Origin of the sequence: Streptomyces sichuanensis (genome assembly GCF_020328095.1) — a bacterium.
Classification (GTDB): Bacteria; Actinomycetota; Actinomycetes; order Streptomycetales; family Streptomycetaceae; genus Streptomyces; species Streptomyces cinnamoneus.
In genome coordinates, this window is sequence record NZ_JAIXMK010000213.1 from 1 (window position 1) to 6,339 (window position 6,339).

The window sequence follows — 6,339 nt, forward strand, 5'->3', positions numbered from 1 at the left end:
GCGGCCGGGCCGGCGTCTCCGGGGCGTCGGAGCGGACGGCGGCCGGGGCCTCGGACGGGGTGCCGGAACCGGCGGCCGACGCGGCCTCGGCGGACACCGGCTCACCGTTGCGGGTGCGGCGGCGCTGGCGCGGGGTGCGCGTACGGGCCGGACGCTCCTCCTCCACACGGTCGCGGCCACCGCGGCGGCCGTCCCGGCCGCGTCCGCGGCCGCCCGGCTCGCCGAGGTCCTCGATCTCCTCGGCCGCGAGGCCGGCGAGCTTCCGCTCGGAGCGCGGCAGGATGCCCTTGGTGCCGGCGGGGATGCTCAGCGCCTCGTACAGGTGCGCGGAGGTGGAGTACGTCTCCTCCGGCTCGTCGAACGGGAGCTCCAGCGCCTTGTTGATGAGCTTCCAGCGGGGGATGTCGTCCCAGTCGACCAGCGTGACGGCCGTACCCGACTTGCCCGCGCGGCCGGTGCGGCCGATGCGGTGCAGGTAGGTCTTCTCGTCCTCGGGGGACTGGTAATTGATCACGTGCGTGACGTCGTCGACGTCGATGCCGCGCGCGGCGACGTCCGTACAGACGAGGACGTCGACCTTGCCGTTGCGGAAGGCGCGCAGCGCCTGCTCGCGGGCGCCCTGGCCGAGGTCGCCGTGGACCGCGCCGGAGGCGAAGCCGCGACGGGTGAGCTGCTCGGCGATGTCCGCGGCCGTCCGCTTCGTACGGCAGAAGATCATCGCGCGGTTGCGGCCCTCGGCCTGCAGGATGCGGGCGACCATCTCCGGCTTGTCCATGTTGTGGGCGCGGAAGACGTGCTGGGCGATGTTGGCGTGCGTCTGGCCCTCGTCGTCCGGCGAGGTGGCGCGGATGTGCGTGGGCTGCGACATGTAGCGGCGCGCGAGCGAGATGACCGCGCCCGGCATCGTGGCCGAGAAGAGCATCGTCTGCCGCCTGACGGGGAGCATCGTGATGATGCGCTCCACGTCGGGCAGGAAGCCGAGGTCGAGCATCTCGTCGGCCTCGTCCAGGACGAGGGCCTTGACGTGCGCGAGGCTGAGCTTCTTCTGGCCGGCGAGGTCCAGCAGGCGGCCGGGGGTGCCGACGACCACGTCGACGCCCTTCTTGAGCGCCTCGACCTGCGGCTCGTACGCGCGTCCGCCGTAAATGGCCTGGACGCGGACATTACGGACCTTGCCGGCGGTCAGCAGGTCGTTGGTGACCTGCTGGCACAGCTCACGGGTGGGGACGACGACCAGGGCCTGCGGGGCGTCGGTCAGCTGCTCGGGCTTGGCCCGGCCGGCCTCGACGTCCGCGGGGACGACGACGCGCTCCAGCAGGGGCAGGCCGAAGCCCAGCGTCTTGCCGGTGCCGGTCTTGGCCTGGCCGATGACGTCGGAGCCCGAGAGGGCGACGGGGAGCGTCATCTCCTGGATGGGGAACGGATTCACGATGCCGACGGCTTCGAGCGCTTCGGCGGTTTCGGACAGAATCCCGAGGTCTCGGAAAGTGGACAGAATCTTGCCTCTTCTGTGAGACGCGGCGCGAGGCGGCGAAGGGGGTCGTACGAGGGGTCGTACGGACCGCGCCAGTAGTGCTGCCGGCTGCCGGTGGCTGCCGGGTGGCGCGGGACCACTGCCTTCGCTCGTGCACACGTGCCGCGAGCGGATCCCTCCTGGTGTGCGTACGTCCCGTACGTACCGCGCGGAGGGCGGTCGGTTTTGTGGAAGCCGATCGGGCCACCGACCGGGCATCCGCTGCAGTCCTGAAGACGCGCCTCCAGAAGACACAGCATGAGTTCGGCCCGCCGAATACTCGGCTGGCCTATTAGCACTGTACCCCGGAAAGGCGCATGTGTGTCCGGACAATCGCGTGTCCGGATCAGGATGAACTGTCTGACCAGGGGGTTCGTCGTGTCGCGTGGCGGGCTATCGTTCGCTGCATGGAGACGCCCGACACGCCAGAGAACGCCACCGAGACCGGCACCACCGCGGCCGGCGAGCACACCGGGATCGCCGCCCAGGACTGGGCCCACGCCTCCGCCGACCCGCAGTACCGGGCGGCCGTCGTGGACCTGCTCGGCGCGCTCGCCTACGGCGAGCTGGCCGCCTTCGAGCGGCTCGCGGAGGACGCCAAGCTGGCCCCGTCCCTCGACGACAAGGCCGCTCTGGCCAAGATGGCCGCCGCCGAGTTCCAGCACTTCCAGCGGCTGCGCGACCGCCTGGAGGCCATCGACGCGCCGCCGACCGCCGCGATGGAGCCCTTCGCGGCCGCGCTGGACGAGTTCCACCGCCAGACGGCGCCCTCGGACTGGCTGGAGGGCCTGGTCAAGGCGTACGTGGGCGACTCGATCGCCAGTGACTTCTACCGCGAGGTCGCGGCGCGCCTGGACTCCGACACCCGCGCGCTGGTGCTGACCGTGCTCGACGACACCGGCCACGCGTCGTTCGCGGTCGAGAAGGTCCGGGCCGCGATCGAGGCCGAGCCGCGCGTGGGCGGGCGGCTCGCGCTGTGGGCCCGGCGGCTGATGGGCGAGGCGCTCTCCCAGGCGCAGCGCGTGGTGGCGGACCGTGACGCACTGTCCACGATGCTGGTGGGCGGCGTGGCCGACGGCTTCGACCTGGCGGAGGTCGGCAAGATGTTCTCGCGGATCACCGAGGCGCACACCAAGCGGATGGCCGCGCTGGGCCTGGCGGCCTGAGGCGGTCGCGACACCGCCCACCGGCGGATCCCGGCGGGCCCGCCTCAAGCCGTGGCTGAGCGGCGGGCCCGGCCGGCCGGGCGCAGCAGGAGGGAGAGCAGCGCCACGGCCACGCCCAGGGACACCGCCAGGGTGGCGACGGCGTGGCCCGGCCCGAGCACCGAGTGGGCCAGCAGCGCGCCGAACAGCGCGGCGACCGGTCCGGTGGCCAGGGTGAGCACGCGGGAGCGGAACTGTCCGTAGCGCGTGGGAAGCCAGCGCAGGGCTCCGTAGGAGACGGCGAGGCCGATCAGGACCGAGCCGAGCGCTTCCCAGAGGATCATGCTCATTCCCTCCCATGAGGTGGCCGAGAAGCAGGGGGTGCAAATCGGTCGTAGCGGTCTTACCCCATGACCGAGCCCAGCAACCCTCGTCACCGGTCCGGCGTCACGTACGACATTCACACACGACCCGCACCTACGACAACGGCGGAGCCCCGGTGAATTTCGCACCGGGGCCCCGCCGTTCGCGTCCGGCCGGAGCCGGACCTCACACGATCATCACGCGATCACATCGCGCCGAATCCGACCTTCCGGACGGTCGGCTCGCCGATCTCGACGTACGCCAGCCGGTCGGCCGGGACCAGCACCTTGCGGCCACGGTCGTCCACCAGACTCAGCAGCTGTGCCTTGCCGGCGAGCGCCTCGGCCACCGCGCGCTCTACTTCCTCGGCAGCCAGCCCGCTCTCCAGAACGATCTCGCGGGGCGCGTGCTGCACGCCGATCTTGACCTCCACGGTCTGTCCCTCCGAAGGTTGCGGTCCCCGTGGCGAAGCCCCGGGAAGGGGTGCGCGGCCAGCCGCGCCGTACGTTCCACACATTAGCCCGGTACGGGGGCGAGCCGGGCCCCCGCCCGCACGCTCGCAGCGAACACCGCCGCGGAGCGGTTCAGTGCTGCTCGTGCGCGACCTTCGGGAAGCCGGCGATGCCGCGCCACGCCAGCGACGTCAGCAGCTGGACCGCCGTCTCGCGCGGGACGGCGCTCTCGCTGGAGAGCCAGTAGCGGGCGACGACCTGGGACACGCCGCCCAGGCCCACGGCCAGCAGCATGGCCTCGTCCTTCGACAGGCCGGTGTCCTCGGCGACCACGTCGCTGATCGCCTCGGCGCACTCCAGCGACACCCGCTCGACGCGCTCGCGCACGGCCGGCTCGTTGGTCAGGTCGGACTCGAAGACCAGGCGGAAGGCGCCGCCCTCGTCCTCGACGTAGGCGAAGTAGGCGTCCATGGTGGCCGCCACACGCAGCTTGTTCTCGGAGGTGGAGGCGAGCGCGGTGCGGACGGCCTGCAGGAGGTTCTCGCAGTGCTGGTCCAGCAGCGCCAGGTAGAGGTCCAGCTTGCCGGGGAAGTGCTGGTAGAGCACCGGCTTGCTGACGCCCGCGCGCTCGGCGATGTCGTCCATCGCCGCGGCGTGGTACCCCTGCGCCACGAAGACCTCCTGGGCGGCGCCCAGGAGCTGGTTGCGTCGGGCTCGGCGCGGCAGGCGCGTGCCCCGCGGGCGCGCCTCGGTCTGCTCGATGGCTGTCACGCCGCCTCCCATGTTCGTTCCGTGCACGGTGTGCACCGCGCCCGCCATCGTACTTTTGGGTAACCGGGCCGTGCGTGGTCGGAGCGGAGAATTTCACGGACCGGACGCTGTGGGAAGTCGACAAACCCCCCAATCCAGGCAGTACGCCCGGCCCGGGCCCCGGGGGAGGGTCAGCGGTAGTCGTCCTCGTCCAGTTCCACCACCCGCGCCTGCTCGGCGCGGTCGGCCTCGTTGGCCACGTCGCGGTCGATGTGCTCCAGCCGGTCGTCGCGCTGCGGAGCGAGGTCGGCGTGCTGCTCGGCGGCATCGGCCTCCGGCGCCTCCACGTCGGTGGTGAGCACGACGGCGTCCTCGTCCTCGTCCTCGAAGGTATCGGGATCGGTCGGGTCGACAGGCATACGGGATCCCTTTCCGGTATCCGGGATGGCGCCCTCGGTACTCCTTCATACACCTGCTTGCAGCCTAGGAGACGGCGCTGACGACCGCCAGGCGATCTGTGACCGCCGCCACAAAGGTTCGGGCGTGATCGTCTCGTAACATTGCCCGCATGTCTTCGACCGAGTCGCCGGATGCCCGCGCCGTGCCCGTGGTGCCGCCCACGCGCTCCTCGCGGGTCAGCGCGGGGGAGGAGCTGCGCACGGTGGCCCTGCCCGGGATCACGCTGACCGTGCGCTCCCGCCCGTCCGCCGGCGCGCCCGGCGCGCTGCCGCCCGCCCTGTGCCTGCACGGCCTCGGCGGGTCCTCGCAGAACTGGTCCGAGCTGATGGAGCGGCTCACGGACGTCGTCGACTGCGAGGCCCTGGACCTGCCCGGCTTCGGGGACGCCCCGCCGCCCGAGGACGGCGACTACTCCATCACCGGGTACGCGCGCGTGGTCATCCGCTACCTCGACGCCACCGCCCGCGGTCCGGTCCACCTCATCGGCAACTCCATGGGCGGGGCCGTCGCCACCCGCGTGGCCGCCGTCCGTCCGGACCTGGTCCGCACGCTCACCCTCGTCTCACCCGCCCTGCCAGAGCTGCGGCCCCAGCGCACGGCGGTGCCCACCGCCCTGCTCGCCGTGCCCGGCGTCGTCTCCCTCTTCGCCCGGGCCACCAAGGACTGGACGCCCGAACGCCGCACCCGCGAGGTGCTCGCCCTGTGCTACGGCGATCCCGCACTGGTGACGCCCGAAGGCTTCGCCCTCGCCGTCGCCGAGTACGAGCGCAGGCTGGAGCTCCCTTACTTCTGGGACGTCATGGCCCGCTCGGCCCGCGGCATCGTCGACGCGTACACGCTCGGCGGACAGCATTCGCTGTGGCGTCAGGCGGAGAAGGTCCTTGCCCCTACTCTGCTCGTGTACGGAGCGCGCGACCAGCTCGTCTCCCTCCGCATGGCCCACCGTGCGAGCAAGGCATTCCGCGACTCGCGGCTGCTGACGCTTCTCCAGGCGGGCCATGTCGCGATGATGGAGGACCCGGACGTGGTGGCTCGCGCCTTCCGGGAACTGCTCGCGGACACTGCCACGACACCGGAACGGAGCGCCCCGCCCCGTGGGTAAACACAGCGCACGCGCCGAACGGACCCGCTTCGGGTCCGCCGCTGCCGCCCCCGGTACGGGCCGCCGCCGCGCCCCGGAGGGCCAGGGGCCCACCGTGCACGGCCGCGCCCCCGAGGCGGTGACCCCGGTGCCCGGCCCGGGCAGCGGGCGCCGGCGCGGCGCCGCCTCCGGCACCGACGCCGCGGAGCTCGCGGCGGACTTCGACGCCGGATTCGCCCCCGGCCGGGACGCCGGTCCCGGCTACGACGCGGGCCCCGGCTTCGACGCCGGCTTCGGCCCCGACTACGACGCCGGCTACAGCGCGGGCCTCGGCTCGGGCGCCGGTCCCGGCGCCGGCCCCGGCCAGGAGGAGGCGGCCCGCCCCTCCGCCCGCTCCGGCCACCCCGAGCAGCGCGAGCCCGTCCTCGGCTGGGGCGTCATCGGCGCCCAGCGCGACCGGACGCCGCCCGCCGCACCCACCGCGCCCGCCGGGCACACCCACTCCGCCACCGGCTACATGTCCGGCCTCACCCCGCCCGCCGCCCGCCGCCCGGACGACGACGCCGGCCCCCGCCC

7 protein-coding genes and 1 pseudogene are annotated in these 6,339 nt (G+C 73.0%); 3 read left to right on the forward strand and 5 right to left on the reverse strand.

Annotation, left to right across the window (positions count from 1 at the left end; translation table 11 throughout):
- A partial coding sequence (locus LE181_RS31195) for a DEAD/DEAH box helicase (protein ID WP_308103652.1) occupies positions 1-1,405 on the reverse strand: 1,405 nt, incomplete at its 3' end.
- Between the two features lie 515 nt (positions 1,406-1,920).
- On the opposite strand from LE181_RS31195, the gene LE181_RS31200 reads away from it, so the two are divergent.
- Positions 1,921-2,679: a ferritin-like fold-containing protein gene (locus tag LE181_RS31200; protein WP_225664917.1), complete on the forward strand. Its 759-nt coding sequence runs from the start codon at positions 1,921-1,923 to the stop codon at positions 2,677-2,679.
- Positions 2,680-2,723: 44 nt separating this feature from the next.
- Here the strand turns inward: LE181_RS31200 and LE181_RS31205 are convergent, their stop codons facing one another.
- From LE181_RS31205 to LE181_RS31220, 4 genes are all read right to left on the reverse strand, one after another.
- The gene (locus tag LE181_RS31205) at positions 2,724-3,002 is read right to left on the reverse strand and encodes a hypothetical protein (protein ID WP_225664919.1); all 279 of its coding nucleotides are present in this window, start codon (positions 3,000-3,002) and stop codon (positions 2,724-2,726) included.
- A gap of 224 nt (positions 3,003-3,226) precedes the next feature.
- Positions 3,227-3,454 carry a DUF3107 domain-containing protein gene (locus LE181_RS31210; protein ID WP_225664921.1) on the reverse strand — a complete coding sequence of 76 codons (228 nt, stop codon included), beginning with the start codon at positions 3,452-3,454 and terminating at the stop codon, positions 3,227-3,229.
- Positions 3,455-3,605: 151 nt separating this feature from the next.
- The gene (locus tag LE181_RS31215; protein ID WP_190063387.1) at positions 3,606-4,244 is read right to left on the reverse strand and encodes a TetR/AcrR family transcriptional regulator; all 639 of its coding nucleotides are present in this window, start codon (positions 4,242-4,244) and stop codon (positions 3,606-3,608) included.
- A gap of 170 nt (positions 4,245-4,414) precedes the next feature.
- Entirely contained in the window at positions 4,415-4,642 is a 228-nt protein-coding gene (locus tag LE181_RS31220) for an Rv3202a family protein (RefSeq protein WP_225664924.1), read from the reverse strand.
- A 149-nt stretch (positions 4,643-4,791) separates the two neighbouring features.
- On the opposite strand from LE181_RS31220, the gene LE181_RS31225 reads away from it, so the two are divergent.
- Positions 4,792-5,784: an alpha/beta fold hydrolase gene (locus tag LE181_RS31225; protein WP_225664926.1), complete on the forward strand. Its 993-nt coding sequence runs from the start codon at positions 4,792-4,794 to the stop codon at positions 5,782-5,784.
- A pseudogene (locus LE181_RS31230) lies at positions 5,777-6,339 on the forward strand (hypothetical protein); the annotation flags it as partial. The gene LE181_RS31225 and the pseudogene LE181_RS31230, both read left to right, overlap by 8 nt.

Bases quoted from the DNA above. Each gene is read 5' to 3' on its own strand.
- LE181_RS31200 (WP_225664917.1), top strand. From the start codon at position 1,921: ATGGAGACGCCCGACACGCCAGAGAACGCCACCGAGACCGGCACCACC.
- LE181_RS31205 (WP_225664919.1), bottom strand. From the start codon at position 3,002: ATGATCCTCTGGGAAGCGCTCGGCTCGGTCCTGATCGGCCTCGCCGTC.
- LE181_RS31220 (WP_225664924.1), bottom strand. From the start codon at position 4,642: ATGCCTGTCGACCCGACCGATCCCGATACCTTCGAGGACGAGGACGAG.
- LE181_RS31225 (WP_225664926.1), top strand. From the start codon at position 4,792: ATGTCTTCGACCGAGTCGCCGGATGCCCGCGCCGTGCCCGTGGTGCCG.